Origin of the sequence: Salmonella sp. NW722 (genome assembly GCF_051702785.1) — a bacterium.
In the GTDB taxonomy this organism is placed as follows: Bacteria; Pseudomonadota; Gammaproteobacteria; order Enterobacterales; family Enterobacteriaceae; genus Salmonella; species Salmonella enterica.
The window spans coordinates 415,899-435,497 of the sequence record NZ_JAMMIN010000005.1; the positions used below are offsets into that span (position 1 = coordinate 415,899).

Below are 19,599 nucleotides of genomic sequence, written 5' to 3' on the forward strand. Positions count from 1 at the left end.
TCTTTCCTGACGACGGGTCTGTAGGCAGTATACTACCACCACGCGTGGAAATGATGTACCGGACCAATGCCCTTCCCCACTTCCAGCGTGTCCGCCTGCGCCAACGCCGCCGAAAGCCATGCCTTCGCCTCGTTTACCGTCTCTCCCCAACAACGATGCCGGGGCCGTAACGCCGCCAGCGCCGCCGACAGCGTACAGCCCGTTCCATGCGTATTTTTGGTGTCCACACGCGGCGCGCTAAAACGTTGCTCGCCCTCACGGGTAAAGAGCCAGTCCGGGCTTTGCGCATCCTCTAAATGCCCGCCTTTCATCAATACCGCTTCACACCCCATCGCCAGTAACGCCCGCCCCTGCGCCAGCATCTCCTGTTCCGTACGCGCATGGGGCGCATCCAGCAATGCTGCGGCTTCCGGCAAGTTAGGCGTAATCAGCGATACCTGCGGCAACAGCCGGACGCGTAATGTTTCTATCGCAGAGGGCGAGAGCAGCGGATCGCCGCTTTTCGCCAGCATCACCGTATCCAGCACCACATTACGTACATGATGGCGCTGTAGTCGTTCCGCCACGGCCTCGACAATATCGGTTTCCGCCAGCATCCCGATTTTTGTGGTATCAATGCGCACATCGCTGAGCACGGAATCAAGTTGAGCGGCGACAAAGTCCGGCTCTATCCGGTACACCGACTGTACGCCACAGGTATTTTGCGCCACCAGCGCGGTGATGACCGAACAGCCATACGCGCCCAGCGCGGAAAAGGTCTTGAGATCCGCCTGGATACCGGCCCCGCCGCTGGGATCGGTGCCGGCAATCGTCAGCGCGTTAATTCGTTGCATTGGCCGCCTCCACATCCAGATGATAGAGCGCATCAAGAAAAGCCGGGATGAAGCTACCCGGTCCTTCGCTACGCTCTGCCGCGGCCTGTCCAGCCAGTTTCATCCAGCAGCAGGCCGACGCGACATTGTCCAGCGCGGCGCCCGGTAACGCGCAACTGGCGGCGACGACCGCCGACAACGCGCAGCCGGTGCCTACAATGCGAGTCATTAACGGATCGCCGCCAGGAATGCTCAGCGTGCGCTGACCGTTAGTGACGTAATCTATCTCTCCGGTAACCACAACGATGCAGTCTATCTGACGCGCCAGCGCCTGCGCCGCAGGCAGTGCGGCCAACGCCGCCTCGGTGGTATCTACGCCGCGTCCGCCCAGCGCCATGCCGGATAACGCCAGGATTTCCGAGGCGTTGCCGCGTATTGCCGCCGGGCGCAGGGGCAAGAGATCCAGGCAAAATCGCCGACGAAATTCCAGCGCGCCCACCGCGACAGGATCAAGCGTCCACGGCGTTTTGGCATCATAAGCGCTTTCTACCGCCGCACGCATCGCGTCAGCGCGTGAGGCGGTTAAGGTTCCGACATTAACCAGCAAGGCGTTGGCGATGACGGCAAACGGTCTGGCCTCGACAGGATCAATCACCATGGCGGGTGAAGCGCCCAGCGCCAGCAGCGTATTGGCGGTAAACGTTTGTACAACGTCATTCGTCATACAGTGCGTAAGCGGGGAGAGCGCGCGAAAGTGTTTTAACGTATGCGCCGCAAGCGTGCGGCAGTGCAGGTCAGGCTGCATGGTTCAGCTCCTGCCCGCGTGAAGAAGGGACACGAGCAGTGTCAGACTTCCCTACGCTGGCATTATCCAGATCAGGTGGTACGGGTATTTCTCAGCCTTCACAAAGAAGGGCACCCCGAGTCGTCAAGCCCCGCCGTGTTAAGCGGGGGTTTCGCTATTAAGCATACTGTCTGCGCCAGACAATGTAAATTTACAGCCAACAGCGGACGATAATTTCAGCGTTATCAGATAGTTCTCAAAACCTATTCGGTTCTGGCAAACTTGCTGGCGGATATGTTGCTGCACGACGCTTTCGTTTACACTTTTTACGAAAAGGGGCGTGAGATAACAAAATAGCGCTTGTCAGATACGCCACCAGCAGAAATGATACACACGATGTTAACTGACCCGCATATGTGGAGGGTAAAAGTATGAAAAGTAAGTTGCTGCCTTGCGCGCTGTTGCTTGCAACCAGTTTTGCATGGGCCGCCCCCGCGACAACGGGCATTGATCAATATGAGTTAAAAAGTTTTATCGCCGACTTCACCCACTTCAAGCCCGGCGATACCGTTCCGCAGATGTACCGCACCGATGAGTATAATATTAAACAGTGGAAATTACGTAATCTGCCCGCGCCAGATGCCGGTACTCACTGGACCTATATGGGCGGCGCGTATGTACTGATTAACGATACCGATGGAAAAATCATCAAAGCCTATGATGGCGAGATTTTTTATCATCGATAAAAAAGCACACTCTCCGTTAAGGAGAGTGTGCTTAGCATTGATTACTGATAACTTGTAATAATATAAACACTACTTTTTACATTGCCCGGTTGGACGTTACCATATTTATAGTATTGTACACCCAGCTTCAGTTCTGAAGCTTCAGTCATTTCTTTATTATATCCTAACAGTTGCCTTTTCTCATCAGAGTTTACATGAATAAGGTTATCATTAAGGAAAATTTTAAACCCAACATTTTTTGCACTATCGGCGCTTGTTAATTCATTTGCCAAATAATCTCCATTGGTTGCTGAAACGGCAGAAAAATGATAATTTACAATACTTGTCGTCATTCCCAGCCCTCCATCACATGTAAATTTCAGTGCATCAGGAAAGTATTCGACCTGAGCATTACCAGCCAACAGATCACTTAATGAAATAGGAGGCAACGTAATCTCATTATTAGACAAAGAACATGTTGTCTTAGTAAAAAATATTTTTATCGGCACTTTAAAACTATATTCATGATTGGTGTTATCATGATTACAAATAGCTGCTCCATGACAATCCAATGGTTTAACTTTGATATAATTTCCTAACAAAAAAGCTTCACCTGCAGATTTGGCTTCAATACTATTATCATCTGACTCCACTTTTACCACCTTAGCCAACACCTTGTATTTTAAGTTATTGTTTAGTTTACTGGCTTGAGAAGTCTCATTGGCTTTTTGTTTTCCTGTTTGGCTACCATCAACAAACAATGTCACATCAACATACAACCTATGTCCGCTATCATCTTTTATTTTATATCTTACAGTCTCCCCATTACCACTTGAATACGTTGTCTTAAAGCGGTTTTCTACAGCAGTCCCTCCCAAACAATGGAATCCAGAGAAAGAATCTGGAAATACCATTGATACTTCTTTTTCAAAAACATTCCTGCTATCTAATTTAATTTCAATTACATCCTCTATTTTTGTATTACTAGCAGATTCCGGATTTATAATATAACAATACGCTTGCAAATTTGAAGATATAAAAATCATAAATAACATCAATAAATATCTCATGACATTCCTCACCGACAAATATAAACTTTACTTTCATCAATCGTTTTGCCGAAAGTGATTGAGCATGAAAGTCCCTGTTGTTTATCAATCGCCACATTTATTTCCGGCGGTACTTCATTGGTGCGAATAAAGAGCTGGCTTCCCTGGCCTACCACGCCAATATTATGTCCATGAATATCCTCTACTTCGTAACCAAAGGTCAGCGGTGAACCATCGGGACGCTGCGCCCGGATATACCAAGGTTTACGTTGGTCGGTATCAAACGTCGCCAGAACGACTGCCCCCCGATATGGGGCTGTATTACGCCGATTCCCTTGCAGATCGGTTTCACTATTAGTGTTGGAGACATCCAGCATCAAGTGGTTTTCACGATACGGCGTTAAACCATCGTAGACCACCACGCCATTACGGTTGGTGGTGCGGTATTTCTGCCCATTAACATACGCTCCTTCCAGGCCCGGCGCATGCATCACGGCAAACGTTTCCGACAGTCGGTTGGCTAAATTCACGCCCCCAGACCAGGCCACCAGCCCCCCGGAAATACTGCCGCCAGTTTGCGTGTATTTAGAAGACTGACTGTAGCTACCGTTAAGCGTGGCGACCGGCGCATTCCACGTCAGATTCCCGCCAGCCGTTGTCTCGCTGTCCTGCCGTTGATGGCTGAGATTCACCCCATAGTTAAACTGATCGCGACTGCCTGCGGTGCCGGAAAGCCCGGTATTATTTGACGCAAAACCGTCATCATCAAAGGTCGTTGAGTTAGACACATACAAATGCCTGCGCGGAGCGCTAATATCATCTCCCCAATCGAACGGAATAGAGATAAAGACGTTAAAACGCTTATCTTCGTGATGATCTTCATCGTAAGTCTGGCTGGCGGAAAAGGTATAGCTAATCCGTTGCCAGCTATTGGAATAGCTCAGCTGATAATCTTTACTGTTACCGCTACGCCCCCAATAATCACGCCACAGCGTGCTCAAAGATACAGAGCCCCAGCCCTGCGGCAAAGATTGGCTGACGTTCGCCGAAAAACTGTTCTTACGACCAAAATCGTTCTGATAATAATCCGCAATGTCGTACACATCATTTTCATCACGATCATAGCTGTCTTTGTTATTGGCCCAAACGTGATCGTTAAACGTTCGGTAATCTCGTGACGAGTAACGATAGGCAGCAAGCCCAAAACGGGTGGCGGTTTGCGTCAAATACTTGTTATAGGCAATCTGGTAACTTTGCCCGTCAAACACATCACCATTGTCTTGCTTGCTATGCGATTGTGTCATATCGACGGAAATCGCGCCGATACGCGTATTCCAGCCAGTACCCAACGTAAATGCATTGTAGTTATCCGCCAGCATGGTGCCGCCGTACAGCGTTAAGAGATTATTCAGCCCGTATTGGTAGCTCATCTGCGCAAAATCGGTCTGGTTGCTGGCGCCTTCGATATGGCTACGCCCTGCCGCAAAATCATATTTTGAAACACCCGGCTGCAACATATTGGGCACCGCAGCATAGGGCACCAGATAGGTTGTTACCGATCCGTCAGCCTCTTTGATGCTAACATCAAGATCCGCACCGCCGCCTGCCAACTGTAAATCCGCAATAGAGAACGGGCCTGGCGGAACCTCTTTCTGGTAAACCACAAAACCGTTCTGTTCGATGGTGACCAGCGCGTTACTTTGCGCAATCCCCTGCACCAGCGGCGTAAAATTCTGTTTTGAGTTCGGCAGCATCTGCATATCGCGATACAGCCGTACGCCACGAAAACGCACCGCATCAAAAATATCTGATGAGGTATACATATCCCCGGCACGCAGAGTGCCCAGAATTTGCGGGATGCCGCGCTCCAGATACAGGGTGTTGCTTTTCCACTCCCCGCTGCTGTCATCGGTTTTGTTATAGCTGGCATCGGAATGCAGCTGCCAGCCCAGCAGGTTTAACCCGCTGGTGAAACGCGCGTAGGTACTTTTACTGTTGCCAGAATCCTTATAGTCGCTGTAATACTGGCTGGCATAGTACGAGGTATAGAAGGCATTAATGCCACGATCCCAGTTTTCCGGAGGAACATACCCTTGCTCAAGTTCATCGACAAACGCCTGCGGAACGCTAAGATCCAGACGAAACGTGCCAATATTCCAGGCATAACTGCCCCCTTGTACCGCCTGCTTCAAGGTTGGGCATTCATTCTGCTTGTCCAACGCTTGTATATTTATCCCCAGACGCGTTAATGCATCGCGGGATAAACAGGTGTCATCCGGATTATCCTTAACAGTAATATCATACTTACCACGCCACTGCTTATTGACGTAGATGTCAATATCATATTGGCCTGGCAGGGGTTGGTTATCATCGAGGCGAAAATCAGAAACCCTCTCACCTTTCATTCCACCCATCATAAAATTTGTATCAAACGATTCTTCTGCGGCATGGGCGTCAATGCCGAGTAGCAACAGTAATACCGCCGAAGCAATCGGAGTCATCCTTAACATAACCAGCTCCTGTTATTTTAAGCTGACGTTATCGCTAATATAATTACCGTGATCGTCAATAATGGTCATTTTATACTGATTGGCATTAGCACTTTTTAATGCCACATCTGCACTGGAGAGCGGTGCAAGCATAATACTTTCGTTATTTATTTTAACACCATTAACTTTAACTTCTATTATCGTGACCCAATTAGCTGTATCATTCTGAATAGAATAACTACTAGCAGTACGTTTCATGGACAGTTTCTGAAAAGTACCTCTATTAACTGGGGCAATTCCTTTAGGCCGATAGAATAATTTGATGCGATTCTGCATGGCAAATTTCAATACATTTTTACCGGTACTATTTGGATTGTTTGGTGGAATATCCAGTACGTTGAGATAAAACAAACTTTCTTTATTATTTGGTAGCATATTTGGCATTTTTTTAATTTTAATCTGCTGACCTGAATCCCCAGCCACCTTCGCAACAGGAGGTGTTAGCAAAAATGGAACCTTAATCTTTTCCGGTGGTAACGATGTATCTCCATCATCAATCCACGACTGAACCAATGAAGAACGCCCACCCTGATTCATTAACTGCACCAGTACTTCATTTTTCTCTGCTGGATAGATAATGCGAGTACCGTAAATAACCACACCGGCATTTGCCGTTGAAATGAAGAACAGCGAAAAAAAAAGAAGTTTTTTCATGGGTAACTACCTTATAAAAGGCCGGCAGGTTATGCCGGCCTACAAATCAATTATATGCAGCTTGCAGTGTTACGGTAGCGTTCACATCCCCTGACGTTACTGCGTCAGTACCTTGCTTAGCATAATAAACATCCAGTGGAATCGTATAGATCTTATCTGAGTCAAAATCTGTGGCTCCCACGATGATATTATTTGAGCTATGATCAACAGCTTTGTTTTTATATTTCAAAGCAAAACCGACACCTTTAGCACCATCAGGTAACGTATTTCCAATTACACCTTCAGCATCTAAAGTTGGTGCCTTGACAGTAATATTCAGACTTTTTCCTTCTTCAATACCTGGGCAGTAAATTTTGAGATGTGTGGTCTGTTCCGTGATTGGTGTATAAACCGAACCGGGACTCATCGTATCAAATACATTAGTTTCAACCTGACTTAACACCACATCCTCTGAATTATTTCCTGACACAAACTGGCATGATGTTCCAACTACGGTGCCAATAATGTTTAAAGTTCCGGTATCTTCAGCAAACGCCCCAGCACTCATAAATACAGCAGACAGTACAGCAGCAGAAATAATTGAACGTTTCATAGTATCTTCCTTAATAAAATAATTTCTATTTGTTAAGAGGGTTAACTCTTGGATTTAAATTCGCACACCAAAAACGTTACTGCAATGTAAACGTGTTGTTTTATTGATTTAAAACAAGTTACAAATATCAATATAGTTGTAGCAAATAAGTGAAGGTGAGTACTATTTTAAAATCTAATAAATTAGCGTAATTAATTGACAATAATTATTTGTATCGCAAATAAAAAAAGCCTCTATCATTCATCAAAATGATAAAGGCTTAATAAACAATATATTTTCTTAGTCGTAGCGATTTAACACTATCTGTCGTGTGGAATCCCCAGGAACAGCGACAATTTCAGTAACAATGCCTTGTGCAGGAGTGGGGGTAACATTGTTAATATCTGTATGATGAAGAGTCTGACCACATCGCTGCTGCACCGTATTATTCACAACATCAGTACTGCATGTTGGTTCAACAACCCTCCCGGTAATGGTTAAGGTTGCCGTATCAGAAGCCAAAGCCTGTAAACTCATTCCATAAGCCAAAGTTATAAATCCCAAGAATAAACTTTTCTTCATTGCGTTCATTATTCCTGTTTTAAGTGGAAAACAGCGTACAAGCCATTTTTCCGTTGAATTATGTATTAACGTCCCTGCTAAAACCAATTGGAATGGTAGATTAATGAGATAGGTTTGATCAATTCAAATGATGCATTGAGGCGAATTATTCAGAAAAAGACATGGATTATACAGGCAGGATAAACAATATTACGCAGCTTTTCCATTCCATATATTCACCGCATCAATATATCATTGATGCGGTGAATAAAATTTAACGCCAGAAATTACACCGCGCGGAAGGCGATTTCTCCCGGAATCACTTCACCCTGCCAGTAAAGCTGTGCCGCAACGCGATCGGCCAGTTCGCGATAGATCGCGGTAAAGTCGCTCTCCGGACGGCTAACCACCGTCGGCGTACCGCGATCAAGATCTTCGCGCAGACTAATATGCAGCGGCATCTGACCCAGAAGCTGAGTATGGTATTTTTCCGCCAGCTTCTGCGCGCCGCCCGTGCCGAAGATCGGTTCGTGATGGCCGCAGTTGCTACAAATATGCATACTCATATTTTCCACAATGCCGAGCACCGGCACTTCCACCTTCTCGAACATCACGATACCTTTTTTGGCGTCGATTAACGCGATATCCTGCGGCGTAGTCACCACCACCGCGCCGGTAACAGGAATGTTCTGCGCCAGCGTTAGCTGAATATCCCCGGTTCCCGGCGGCATATCCAGTACCAGATAATCCAGATCCGGCCACAGAGTCTCCTGTAACATCTGCATCAGCGCCTTACTGGCCATTGGGCCGCGCCATACCATCGCGTTATCGTCAGTCACCAGATAGCCGATCGAGTTGGTCGCCAGGCCGTGAGACATAATCGGCGCCATATGCGTACCGTCTGGCGATGTCGGGCGCTGATCTTCTGCGCCAAGCATGGTTGGGATCGACGGACCGTAAATATCGGCATCGAGAACCCCGACCTTTGCGCCTTCAGCCGCTAACGCCAGCGCCAGGTTTACCGCCGTGGACGATTTACCCACCCCGCCTTTACCGGAGCTCACGGCAATGATGTTTTTCACGCCATTAATGCCAGGCTGATTTTTGACGCGTTTCAGCGTCGCAATGTTGTACGACAGTTTCCAGTCGATCGCTTTTGCGCCTGTAATACGTAACAGATCGGCGCTGCATTGCTCTTTTAATACCTCAAACGCGCTGTTCCAGACGAACGGCATGACCAGCTCAACGTGCAGCGTATCATCCATCCAGGCGACGTGGTGCAACGCCTTAAGCGTGGTGAGGTTATGCTTCAGGGTTGGGTGCTGAAAATTCGCCAGCGTCCCGGCGACCATCGCTCGCAGGGTATCTGGTGATTTGGCCTGGGATTGTTCGTTCATCCCGACTCCTTTTGTAGTTCTGAAAAGTACGATTGTAACTTTGTAGTTTACTCCAGCGGTAACAATTATTCATTTACGGATAAATGCCCTTATCGATTGGCGCAGTAATTACCATTTTGGTACTATCAAAGCCCTTTTTTACAACAGAAGAAGTAATACCCACTATGACTCAAGTCGCGAAGAAAATTCTGGTAACGTGCGCGCTGCCGTACGCCAACGGCTCTATCCACCTCGGCCATATGCTGGAGCACATCCAGGCTGATGTCTGGGTCCGTTACCAGCGAATGCGCGGCCATGAGGTTAACTTCATCTGTGCCGATGACGCTCATGGCACGCCGATCATGCTGAAAGCGCAGCAGCTTGGTATTACGCCGGAGCAAATGATCGGTGAAATGAGCCAGGAGCACCAGACCGATTTCGCCGGTTTTAATATTAGCTACGACAACTACCACTCAACGCACAGCGACGAGAATCGCGAGCTGTCCGAGCTGATTTATACGCGCCTGAAAGAGAACGGTTTTATTAAGAACCGCACTATCTCTCAACTCTACGATCCGGAAAAAGGCATGTTCCTGCCGGACCGATTTGTGAAAGGCACCTGCCCGAAATGTAAATCCGCAGACCAGTACGGCGATAACTGTGAAGTGTGCGGCGCGACCTACAGCCCGACCGAACTTATCGAACCGAAATCCGTGGTGTCCGGCGCGACGCCGGTAATGCGTGACTCCGAGCACTTTTTCTTTGACCTGCCGTCATTCAGCGAAATGCTGCAGGCGTGGACCCGCAGCGGCGCGCTGCAGGAGCAGGTGGCGAACAAAATGCAGGAGTGGTTTGAATCCGGCCTGCAACAGTGGGACATCTCCCGCGACGCGCCGTATTTTGGTTTCGAAATCCCGAACGCGCCGGGCAAATATTTCTACGTCTGGCTGGACGCGCCGATTGGCTATATGGGCTCCTTCAAAAATCTGTGCGATAAGCGCGGTGACACGACCAGTTTTGATGAGTACTGGAAAAAAGACTCCGACGCCGAGCTGTACCACTTCATCGGCAAAGACATCGTCTATTTCCACAGCCTGTTCTGGCCGGCCATGCTGGAAGGCAGCCACTTCCGTAAGCCGACCAACCTGTTCGTTCACGGTTACGTGACAGTGAACGGCGCGAAGATGTCTAAGTCTCGCGGCACCTTTATTAAGGCCAGCACCTGGCTGAAACACTTTGACGCCGACAGCCTGCGCTACTACTACACCGCGAAGCTTTCTTCACGCATTGATGACATCGACCTGAACCTGGAAGACTTTGTCCAGCGCGTCAATGCCGATATCGTCAATAAAGTAGTCAACCTGGCATCCCGTAACGCAGGCTTTATCAATAAGCGTTTCGACGGCGTGCTGGCGGCTGAACTGGCCGATCTGCAATTGTATAAAACCTTTACTGACGCCGCTGCGGTGATTGGCGAAGCATGGGAAAGCCGTGAATTCGGCAAAGCTATCCGTGAGATTATGGCGCTGGCCGACGTCGCTAACCGTTATGTTGACGAGCAAGCGCCGTGGGTGGTGGCTAAACAAGAAGGCCGCGACGCGGACCTGCAGGCCATTTGCTCAATGGGCATCAACCTGTTCCGCGTGCTGATGACGTATCTGAAACCGGTACTGCCGACGCTTTCTGAACGCGTTGAAGCTTTCTTGAACAGCGAACTGAACTGGGATGCCATCGAACAGCCGCTGCTCGGTCACAAGGTCAACACCTTTAAGGCGCTCTACAATCGCATCGACATGAAGCAAGTTGAAGCGCTGGTTGAAGCGTCTAAAGAAGAGGTGAAAGCCGCAGCTGCGCCGGTTACCGGCCCGTTAGCCGACTTCCCGATTCAGGAAACCATCACCTTTGACGATTTCGCCAAAATTGACCTGCGCGTAGCATTGATTGAAAACGCTGAGTTCGTAGATGGTTCTGACAAATTGCTGCGTCTGACGCTGGATCTGGGCGGCGAGAAGCGTAACGTCTTCTCCGGCATTCGTTCCGCCTATCCGGACCCGCAGGCGCTGATTGGCCGCCAGACGGTAATGGTCGCCAACCTCGCGCCGCGCAAAATGCGCTTTGGCGTCTCCGAGGGAATGGTGATGGCCGCAGGACCTGGCGGGAAAGATATCTTCCTGTTAAGCCCTGATGACGGCGCGAAGCCTGGCCAACAGGTGAAATAAGCAACAAGCCGGAGCATGCTCCGGCTTTTTTAACCGCTTAATCCTGACTGGCATATCACCCCATCCGCGTGTTTTAACTTTTTCCTTAATAAGCAATAGCGTTAAGACTCCATATCCGGACTGCTAAATAACGGCTAAAAGTCATATTCTATCTCTCCCTGATACATTGCTATTACTGGGTTAAATTAATTCATTGAAATTATTTTAAAAACCCAATCATTATATAAAATGGAGTTTTAGATGAAAATTTCTGGCAAGTTATTGTCCGCGGCTTTGGCTTCCGTACTGGTGTTCTCTCTTGCTGGCTGTGGCGATAAAGAAGAATCAAAGACCTTTAACGCAAACCTGGCGGGGACAGAAATTTCAATTACTTACACCTATAAAGGTGACAAAATCATTAAGCAGACGTCTGAAAGTAAAATCAGCTATGCCACTGTAGGCGCTAAAACGAAAGAAGATGCCGCCAAAATTCTCGATCCGCTGAGCGCGAAATATAAAAATATCGCCGGAGTGGAAGAAAAATTAACCTATGAAGATACCTATGCCCAGGAAAACGTCTCTGTGGATATGGAAAAAGTGGACTTTAAAGCGTTACAGCAAATCTCAGGGACAATGGTGTCCGGCGATACCAGCAAAGGTATCAGCATGAAACAAACCCAGACGCTGCTGGAAGCAGCTGGTTTTAAAGAAGCGAAATAACTGGCAGGCATAATGTATTGCATCGACTGGTAAAGTCGCTCAGGGCGCTGCTTCGGCAGCGTCTTTTCTTTATGAATTCCGAAAAAAGACAGCCTCGCTGTAAGTCCCCTCGCCAAAGCCTATAATCCCTGAATTCCTGGCCACACCAATACTTAACGACAAGGAATTGTTATGCGGGTTCTACGCCTTATGGCACTGCCACTATTCGCGCTCTCTCTATCGGTTAGCATAACTGGCTGCGATCAGAAAAACGATACTCTCCAGGGAAAGCAAAATAACATGACAGCGTTTATCAAGAAGATAGCCGCTAACAAAGAGTCAGAGGAAACACAACGCTATGCAGGTAATCTCAACGATATTGAAATCAAGTTAACCTATTACTACAAAGGGGATATCGTTTTACGTCAAATATCTGAACATAAAATACTTTATAAAACCCTGAAAGCCAATAATAAAGAAGAAGCACAAAAAATGCTGAGTCAAGTCGGCGAAGCTTATCAGGGTATGCCGGGTTTGACTGAACGAATCGACTATTATGATAGCTATGCTACGGAATATGTGGATATTGATTTTACCCAGGCAAAAATAAGCGACCTCTGTAAATTGCCAGGATCATCAATTGACAACTGTTCCGCGTACTATCTGTCAATGATTCGCTCGCAGAAACTGTTGGAAGAGAGCGGGTATCATAGAATCAATTAGTATAATAATGCGTTTTCCCGGTCAGACAGGACGCTGCCGGGAACAATACCGCAGAATTACTTCGCCGCGTGTTCACGGGCCGCCAGACCGCGCAGAAAATAACGCATAAACTGATCGCCGCATTCGCGGAAGTTCTTATGATCCGGCGCGCGCATCATCGCAGTGATCTCTGGCATTGAGACACGAAACAACTGACCGGTAAGTATCGCCAGGATATCATCTGTTTTTAGCGAAAAGGCAATACGCAGCTTTTTCAGCACAATATTGTTGTTGATACGACGTTCCGCCGTCAATGCAGGCGCCGCCTCATCTTTGCCGCGTTTTTCATAAATGAGGCCATTGAGAAATGAGGACAACACGATATCCGGGCAACGCTGAAACCCCTCTTCCTCTTCTTTGCGCAACCAGATTGCAATCTGCTCCGGCGTAGCATCAACGTTACCCAGCGCCAGGATACGCGCCAGATCGGTATTATTAGCTTTTAAAATGTAGCGCACGCTACGCAGAATATCGTTACTCAGCATGAGGCCTTCGGTCGTTTCTATGGCAAAACGATATTCTAACAGTCTTTTACAGGCCAATCGCCTCTTTTAAACTTTTCAGATAGCGACGGCTTACCGGCACCGTCAGGCCGTTGCGTAAAATCAGCTCTGCCTGCCCATTATCCTCCAGCCGAATTTCCTGCAAATGGGCCATATTCACCAGAAACTGACGATGACAACGCAGTAGCGGCGTCCGGCTTTCCAGCGTGCGCAGCGTCAGCTCGGTAAACCCCTCTTTACCTTCACTGCTGGTCACATAAACGCCGCTCATACGGCTACTGACAAAGGCGACATCATCCATTTGCAACAAATAGATCCGGCTGTGTCCGGTACAGGGAATGAATTTAAGCGCCTGCTGGTTTTCCGGCAGCAACGAAACATCCTGTTTACTGCGCTCCTGACGCAGACGATGTAACGTTTTTTCCAGCCGTTTCTCCTCTATCGGCTTGAGCAGATAATCAAAAGCGTGTTCTTCAAAGGCTTTGATGGCGTATTCGTCAAACGCGGTTAAAAAAACGATATACGGGCGGTGTTCCGGGTCAAGCATTCCTACCATCTCCAGTCCACTGATACGCGGCATCTGAATATCCAGAAACAGCACATCAGGTCGCAGCTTATGTACCGCGCCAATCGCTTCTACCGCGTTCGCGCACTCTCCCACAATCTCAATGTCATCCTGCCCCTGGAGCAAAATCCGCAGATTTTCCCGCGCTAACGGCTCATCATCCACAATCAGCACTTTAATCATGCGTCCTCCTCCAGTGGAAGTCGTAATGTAATTCGGGTAAAACAGTCCGGCTCGCAGGCCACGCTAATACCATAATCATCGCCAAAGTGTTCGCGCAGACGTTTATCCACCAGACTCATCCCCAGCCCGCTACTGCCGGCGGAAGGCTGATACAGTCCCGCATTATCTTCAATATCTAACATCAAATGCTGCCCTTCGCGCCGGGCGCGAATAGCGACGTTACCGGTATCAAGCAGTTGCGACGTGCCATGTTTAATGGCGTTCTCAACAATCGGCTGTAATGTAAACGCAGGCAATTTCTGACGTGAAAGCGTCGATGGAACATCAAGCTGTACCTGCAGACGCGACTGAAAACGCGCTTTTTCAATTTGCAGATAAGCGTTCACGTGTTCAATTTCATCCGCCAGCGTGACAATTTCCGACGGGCGTTTTAAATTTTTGCGAAAAAAAGTCGACAAGTATTGCACCAGTTGGCTGGCCTGTTCGCTGTCGCGGCGAATCACCGCTTTAATGGTATTGAGCGCATTAAACAGAAAATGCGGATTCACCTGCGCGTGCAACAGCTTGATCTCTGACTGCGTCAGCAACGCCTTCTGCCGTTCATACTGTCCGGCCAGGATCTGCGCGGATAAAAGCTGTGCAATACCCTCTCCCAGGGTGCGGTTAATTGAGCTGAAAAGTCGGTTTTTCGCTTCGTACAATTTAATGGTGCCCATGACTCGCTGATTTTCGCCACGCAGCGGGATCACCAGCGTCGAGCCGAGTTTACACTGCGGGTGTAGCGAACAGCGGTACGGCACTTCGTTGCCATCGGCATAAACCACCTCTCCGGTTTCAATTGCTTTCAGCGTATAACCTGATGAAATGGGTTTGCCCGGTAGATGGTGATCGTCGCCAATACCGGTAAAAGCCAGCAGTTTTTCACGATCGGTGATGGCGACGGCGCCAATATCCAGCTCCTGATATAACACCTGCGCCACCTTCATACTGTTCACTTCGTTAAATCCCTGACGCAGAATCCCCTCCGTTGACGCGGCGACCTTCAGCGCGGTAGCAGAAAATGCCGAGGTATATTTTTCAAACATGGCGCGCTTATCGAGCAAAATACGCATGAACAGCGCGGCGCCAACGGTATTCGTCACCATCATCGGCGCGGCAATATTACTGACCAGATGCAGGGCATCGTCAAACGGCCTGGCTATCAGTAAAATGATCAGCATCTGCACCAGTTCGGCAACACACGTAATTGCTCCCGCCGTCAGCGGGCTAAACACTTTGTCCGGGCGTCCGCGACGTATGAGAACGCTGTGTACCAACCCGCCCAGCAGCCCTTCGACGATGGTGGAAATCATACAGCTCAGCGCCGTCATGCCGCCCATAGAATACCGATGTAACCCACCGGTCAGGCCGACCAGTCCGCCGACGACCGGCCCGCCGAGTAGGCCACCCATCACCGCGCCAATCGCGCGGGTATTGGCAATCGAATCTTCGATATGTAGCCCAAAATAAGTGCCCATAATGCAGAAGATAGAAAACGTGACGTAACACAGAAGCTTGTGCGGCAGTCGAACCGTGACCTGCATAAGCGGGATGAACAGGCGCGTTTTACTCATTAGCCACGCAATGACCAGAAACACGCACATCTGCTGAAGCAGCAGCAACACCAGATTAAACTCGTACATACCCGCAAACCACACTTCAATTAAAAGCGCGTAACATACATTGAGTACGATTAACTTTCTTTGAACTGTTGCATAAAAATATGAATTCGTGAATACGATCACTTAAACGCCGCGCCGCAACCCGCTACTTCGCGTTTTAATGCATAAAAAACAGGCAAAACTTCCTGGTTCCTAAAAGAGCGTCTAAAGTTAAACTGGGACCTCGCGAGCAAGGGTGAAACGATGGCGCTTTACACAATTGGTGAAGTGGCTTTGCTTTGTGATATCAATCCTGTCACGTTGCGCGCGTGGCAGAGACGTTATGGACTTTTAAAACCACAGCGAACGGATGGCGGTCATCGTCTGTTTAACGATGCCGATATCGACAGAATCCGCGAAATCAAGCGCTGGATAGATAACGGCGTCCAGGTCAGCAAAGTCAAAGTGCTGCTCAGTAGCGACAGTAGCGAACAACCTAACGGCTGGCGCGAACAGCAGGAGATCCTGCTGCACTACCTGCAAAGCAGTAATCTGCACAGTTTACGGTTATGGGTCAAAGAACGCGGTCAGGATTATCCAGCCCAAACATTGACCACTAACCTGTTCGTCCCGCTGCGACGACGGTTACAGTGCCAACAACCCGCCCTTCAGGCGCTGCTCGGCATTCTTGACGGTATCCTAATCAACTATATTGCGCTCTGCCTGGCGTCTGCGCGTAAGAAACAGGGAAAAGATGCGTTGGTGATCGGCTGGAATATCCATGATACCACCCGCCTGTGGCTGGAAGGTTGGGTCGCCAGCCAACAGGGATGGCGAATCGACGTGCTGGCGCACTCGCTTAGCCAGTTCCGTCCGGAACTGTTTGACGGCAAGACGTTACTGGTATGGTGCGGAGAAAACCAGACGCTGGCGCAGCAGCAGCAACTTTTGGCCTGGCGCGCCCAGGGACGCGACATTCATCCCCTTGGCGTTTAAACAGCAGCTAACAAATTCGCTTTAATGTATACTCCTTTTATTAACATAAGGAGTACATAATGCGCGTAGCGAAAATCGGGGTGATCGCCCTTTTCCTGCTGATGGCTATTGGCGGTATCGGCGGCGTGATGCTGGCAGGTTACAGTTTTATTTTGCGTGCCGGGTAAGCGCGCGCGTCAGCCTTTCAAACAGGCGATCGATAATGATCGCCGCCAGCGCCACCAGCAGCGCCCCCTGGATAACATAGGCCGTATTAAAGCCGCTAAGCCCGATAATGATCGGCGTGCCTAACGTACTGGCCCCCACCGTTGAAGCGATGGTCGCCGTACCAATATTGATAATCACCGAGGTTCGGATGCCCGCCAGAATCACCGGCGCGGCCAGCGGCAGCTCAACCTGATACAACTGTTGGCGACGGCTCATACCCATACCGCTGGCAACGCTCATCACGCTGGCAGGCACCGCGCCCAGCCCGGCCAGGGTCGCCTGCAGGATGGGCAACACCCCATACAGGATCAAGGCGATAATGGCCGGTTGCTGACCAAAACCCATGACGGGTACCGCGATCGCCAGTACCGCGACCGGCGGAAAGGTCTGCCCGACGGCAGCGATAGTCTCCACCAGGGGACGAAACTCCTTCCCACTTTCTCGCGTGACCGCAATCCCTGCGCCGACGCCCACCACGACGGCAAACAAACTTGAGATGCCCACCAACCAGAAATGGGCGAGCGCGAGGGCGGCAAAACTCTCCTGTTGGTAGACCGGGCGCGGTAAATCGGGAAACAGCGCGGCGAAGAACGGCTGGCTATAAGGCAATCCAAACAGCAGAAGCAAGAACAGAACAATAAGCCAGAGAAGCGGATCACACAGTCGTTTCACGGGGGGACGTCTCCGAAAGCAGATCGCGGAAATGGAGCGTACCGCAGGGCTCGCCCTGCTGATTCGCCACCGGCAGGACGTCGCACCGGCGGGCGACAAACATCGATAGCGCATCGCGTAACGTCATCTCTTCCACCAGCGCGTCGCCGCTGAGCTGTTCATGCCGACGTACATAATCGCCTACGCTACGTAACGAAAGCAGCCTTACGCCCAGCTCGCTGCGGCCAAAAAACGCCTGCACGAAATCATTTTCCGGCGAGGTCAGCATAGAAAGCGGCGATCCCTGTTGGATAACGTGGCCCCCGTCCATCAGCACCAGATGGTCGGCGAGGCGTAGCGCCTCGTCGATGTCGTGCGTCACCAGTACGATGGTGCGCCCCAGTAGCTGATGAATGCGGGTCATCTCCTGCTGCAATGCGCCGCGCGTTACCGGATCAAGCGCGCCGAAAGGCTCGTCCATCAGCAATACCTGCGGATCGGCAGCCAGCGCCCGCGCAACGCCGACCCGCTGCTGTTGCCCGCCGGAAAGCTGATGCGGATAACGATCGCGTAGCGCGCTTTCCAGACCCAATAATGCCATCAGTTCGTCAATACGATCGTTAATCCGCGCACGCGACCACTTTTGTAGTTGCGGTACGGTGGCGATATTTTGCGCCACCGTCCAGTGGGGAAAAAGACCGATAGACTGAATGGCATAGCCCATGCGACGGCGCAGTTCAAGCACCGGCAGGCTGCGGATCTCTTCCCCGGCAAAACGGATCGTTCCGCTATCATGCTCTACCAGCCGGTTAATCATCTTCAGAGTGGTCGATTTTCCCGAACCGGAGGTGCCAATTAACACCGAAAAGCTGCCTTCGCTAAAGTGCAAATTGAGGTCGCTAACAGCCTGTTGATCGCCGAAGGTTTTACTGACATGGTTAAATTCAATCATCGGTTGCTCCCTTCAAAAACGCGATCCATAAATCAAACAGCGCGTCGATCACTACCGCCAGCGCAATCACCGGAATGACGCCCAACAGGACTAAATCAATGGCGCTGCTCAATAGCCCCTGAAACACCAGCGCGCCGAAACCTCCCGCGCCAATCAGCGCGGCGACGACGGCCATTCCCACTGTCTGAACCATTACTACCCGCAGGCTACGTAAAAAGACCGGCAGCGCCAGCGGCAGTTGCACATGCCAGAAGCGCTGGCCGCTACTCATTCCCATTGCTCTTGCGCTCTCCAGCACATCGCGCGGCACCTGATTGAGCCCGGCGACCACGCCGCGCACCAGCGGCAATAACGCATAGAGCACCAGCGCTATCAGCGCAGGCGTCATGCCGGTTCCCGCGACGCCGAATGCGGCAAGCCACGGAAACTGTTTCACCAGCCCGGCCAACGGCGCAATCAGCAGGCCAAACAGCGCGACCGAAGGAATAGTCTGGATCACATTCAGCACGGTAAACACCGGCCCCTGGCGTGAGGCGGAAAAATAACACCAGACGCCCAACGGTAGTCCGATCGCCAGCGCCGGCAGCACCGTGCCCGCCAGTAACATCAAATGTTGCACCAGCGCGGCATCGAAAACATCCTGCCGATTGGTATACTCTTTTAGAAGCGAGAGGTTGTCGAACGTGCCTGAAAACAGCAGCGCCAGCGGGACAATGACAATTTGCGCGTGCAGCAACCAGCGCCACAGCGGCCCAGTGGTAATACGGCGGATCGCATCGCTACAGGCCAGCAGCATCAGACCGAGGCCCAGCCACAATCCACTTCCCAGACTGGTACGCGCCAGCGGACTGCCCTCCTGCGCCAACTGGGTCGCCGCCCTGCCGACTCCCCACAGCATGACAATAAAAAGCGTCTGCGCCATCATCAGCGTCAGTACGCTACCGCGTTTACCGGGTATAAAGCACAGCGTAAACAGCGCGCATCCCGCGCCAGTCAGCATCCAGATGGTCGTCGGCCAGATCTCCCATAACTGTCGCCCCTCGCCGCTCACCAGACGATTCGGGGCGTAATTAATGAAAGGCAGCGCGACAGCAAGCAAGGTCAGAACAACCAACAGCAACAGCACACGATTAACCGTGATTTTTTTGGCAGCATCACTCAC

20 protein-coding genes and 1 riboswitch are annotated in these 19,599 nt (G+C 50.3%); of the genes, 6 read left to right on the top strand and 14 right to left on the bottom strand.

Features of this window, described 5'->3' with window-relative positions:
- Window positions 1-32: 32 nt before the first annotated feature.
- Together thiD and thiM are read right to left on the bottom strand one after the other, a co-directional pair.
- Window positions 33-833: a bifunctional hydroxymethylpyrimidine kinase/phosphomethylpyrimidine kinase gene (gene thiD, locus NA330_RS15095; RefSeq protein WP_023242130.1), complete on the bottom strand. Its 801-nt coding sequence runs from the start codon at window positions 831-833 to the stop codon at window positions 33-35.
- A complete protein-coding gene (gene thiM / locus NA330_RS15100) occupies window positions 820-1,617 on the bottom strand; it encodes a hydroxyethylthiazole kinase (protein WP_023242131.1) in 798 nt (265 codons plus the stop codon). The genes thiD and thiM overlap by 14 nt, the downstream gene beginning before the upstream one ends.
- A gap of 31 nt (window positions 1,618-1,648) precedes the next feature.
- Window positions 1,649-1,745, bottom strand: a riboswitch (TPP riboswitch).
- Between the two features lie 282 nt (window positions 1,746-2,027).
- Here thiM and rcnB point away from each other — a divergent pair.
- Window positions 2,028-2,342, top strand: coding sequence for a Ni(II)/Co(II) efflux transporter accessory subunit RcnB (gene rcnB / locus NA330_RS15105; RefSeq protein ID WP_000837534.1), 315 nt, complete (start codon window positions 2,028-2,030; stop codon window positions 2,340-2,342).
- Window positions 2,343-2,383: 41 nt separating this feature from the next.
- Here rcnB and NA330_RS15110 read toward each other — a convergent pair whose 3' ends face one another.
- The 6 genes from NA330_RS15110 to apbC all read right to left on the bottom strand — a co-directional run bounded on the left by NA330_RS15110 (window position 2,384) and on the right by apbC (window position 9,102).
- A complete protein-coding gene (locus NA330_RS15110) occupies window positions 2,384-3,391 on the bottom strand; it encodes a fimbrial protein (protein ID WP_017441991.1) in 1,008 nt (335 codons plus the stop codon).
- An 8-nt stretch (window positions 3,392-3,399) separates the two neighbouring features.
- Complete coding sequence (locus tag NA330_RS15115) at window positions 3,400-5,880, bottom strand: fimbrial biogenesis outer membrane usher protein (RefSeq protein ID WP_023242132.1); 2,481 nt, start codon at window positions 5,878-5,880, stop codon at window positions 3,400-3,402.
- Window positions 5,881-5,892: 12 nt separating this feature from the next.
- Window positions 5,893-6,573, bottom strand: a complete 681-nt coding sequence (locus tag NA330_RS15120; protein WP_000734580.1) for a fimbria/pilus periplasmic chaperone — start codon at window positions 6,571-6,573, stop codon at window positions 5,893-5,895.
- A 46-nt stretch (window positions 6,574-6,619) separates the two neighbouring features.
- Complete coding sequence (locus NA330_RS15125) at window positions 6,620-7,165, bottom strand: fimbrial protein (RefSeq protein WP_000830494.1); 546 nt, start codon at window positions 7,163-7,165, stop codon at window positions 6,620-6,622.
- Between the two features lie 279 nt (window positions 7,166-7,444).
- A complete protein-coding gene (locus NA330_RS15130; protein WP_001543027.1) occupies window positions 7,445-7,726 on the bottom strand; it encodes a DUF2574 family protein in 282 nt (93 codons plus the stop codon).
- A gap of 266 nt (window positions 7,727-7,992) precedes the next feature.
- Complete coding sequence (gene apbC, locus NA330_RS15135; protein WP_023202768.1) at window positions 7,993-9,102, bottom strand: iron-sulfur cluster carrier protein ApbC; 1,110 nt, start codon at window positions 9,100-9,102, stop codon at window positions 7,993-7,995.
- Window positions 9,103-9,266: 164 nt separating this feature from the next.
- Between apbC and metG the strand changes: the two genes are divergently transcribed.
- From metG to NA330_RS15150, 3 genes are all read left to right on the top strand, one after another.
- Window positions 9,267-11,300 carry a methionine--tRNA ligase gene (gene metG / locus NA330_RS15140; RefSeq protein ID WP_023242133.1) on the top strand — a complete coding sequence of 678 codons (2,034 nt, stop codon included), beginning with the start codon at window positions 9,267-9,269 and terminating at the stop codon, window positions 11,298-11,300.
- 240 nt (window positions 11,301-11,540) lie between these two features.
- Window positions 11,541-11,999 (top strand): YehR family lipoprotein, encoded by a 459-nt coding sequence (locus NA330_RS15145; protein ID WP_000703137.1) that lies wholly within the window; start codon window positions 11,541-11,543, stop codon window positions 11,997-11,999.
- 171 nt (window positions 12,000-12,170) lie between these two features.
- On the top strand, window positions 12,171-12,701 hold the full coding sequence (locus NA330_RS15150; RefSeq protein ID WP_023242134.1) for a YehR family lipoprotein: 531 nt from the start codon (window positions 12,171-12,173) through the stop codon (window positions 12,699-12,701).
- Between the two features lie 56 nt (window positions 12,702-12,757).
- Here NA330_RS15150 and NA330_RS15155 read toward each other — a convergent pair whose 3' ends face one another.
- The 3 genes from NA330_RS15155 to NA330_RS15165 are packed head-to-tail and all read right to left on the bottom strand — an operon-like array spanning window position 12,758 to window position 15,673.
- Complete coding sequence (locus NA330_RS15155) at window positions 12,758-13,225, bottom strand: DUF1456 family protein (RefSeq protein ID WP_000950413.1); 468 nt, start codon at window positions 13,223-13,225, stop codon at window positions 12,758-12,760.
- 46 nt (window positions 13,226-13,271) lie between these two features.
- Window positions 13,272-13,991 carry a two-component system response regulator BtsR gene (btsR, locus tag NA330_RS15160; protein ID WP_000598637.1) on the bottom strand — a complete coding sequence of 240 codons (720 nt, stop codon included), beginning with the start codon at window positions 13,989-13,991 and terminating at the stop codon, window positions 13,272-13,274.
- Window positions 13,988-15,673 carry a sensor histidine kinase gene (locus NA330_RS15165; RefSeq protein ID WP_000272850.1) on the bottom strand — a complete coding sequence of 562 codons (1,686 nt, stop codon included), beginning with the start codon at window positions 15,671-15,673 and terminating at the stop codon, window positions 13,988-13,990. The genes btsR and NA330_RS15165 overlap by 4 nt, the downstream gene beginning before the upstream one ends.
- A gap of 222 nt (window positions 15,674-15,895) precedes the next feature.
- On the opposite strand from NA330_RS15165, the gene mlrA reads away from it, so the two are divergent.
- Window positions 15,896-16,627 (top strand): HTH-type transcriptional regulator MlrA, encoded by a 732-nt coding sequence (mlrA, locus tag NA330_RS15170; protein WP_001240418.1) that lies wholly within the window; start codon window positions 15,896-15,898, stop codon window positions 16,625-16,627.
- A 59-nt stretch (window positions 16,628-16,686) separates the two neighbouring features.
- Entirely contained in the window at window positions 16,687-16,794 is a 108-nt protein-coding gene (locus NA330_RS15175) for a protein YohO (protein ID WP_001261696.1), read from the top strand.
- Here NA330_RS15175 and NA330_RS15180 read toward each other — a convergent pair.
- From NA330_RS15180 to NA330_RS15190, 3 genes are read right to left on the bottom strand one after another with little or no spacing between them, the layout of a single operon-like run.
- Window positions 16,775-17,506: an ABC transporter permease gene (locus NA330_RS15180; protein WP_000824854.1), complete on the bottom strand. Its 732-nt coding sequence runs from the start codon at window positions 17,504-17,506 to the stop codon at window positions 16,775-16,777. The two genes, NA330_RS15175 and NA330_RS15180, sit on opposite strands and share 20 nt — an antisense overlap.
- Window positions 17,490-18,437: an ABC transporter ATP-binding protein gene (locus NA330_RS15185; RefSeq protein WP_000569166.1), complete on the bottom strand. Its 948-nt coding sequence runs from the start codon at window positions 18,435-18,437 to the stop codon at window positions 17,490-17,492. The genes NA330_RS15180 and NA330_RS15185 overlap by 17 nt, the downstream gene beginning before the upstream one ends.
- Complete coding sequence (locus NA330_RS15190; RefSeq protein WP_023242135.1) at window positions 18,430-19,599, bottom strand: ABC transporter permease; 1,170 nt, start codon at window positions 19,597-19,599, stop codon at window positions 18,430-18,432. The genes NA330_RS15185 and NA330_RS15190 overlap by 8 nt, the downstream gene beginning before the upstream one ends.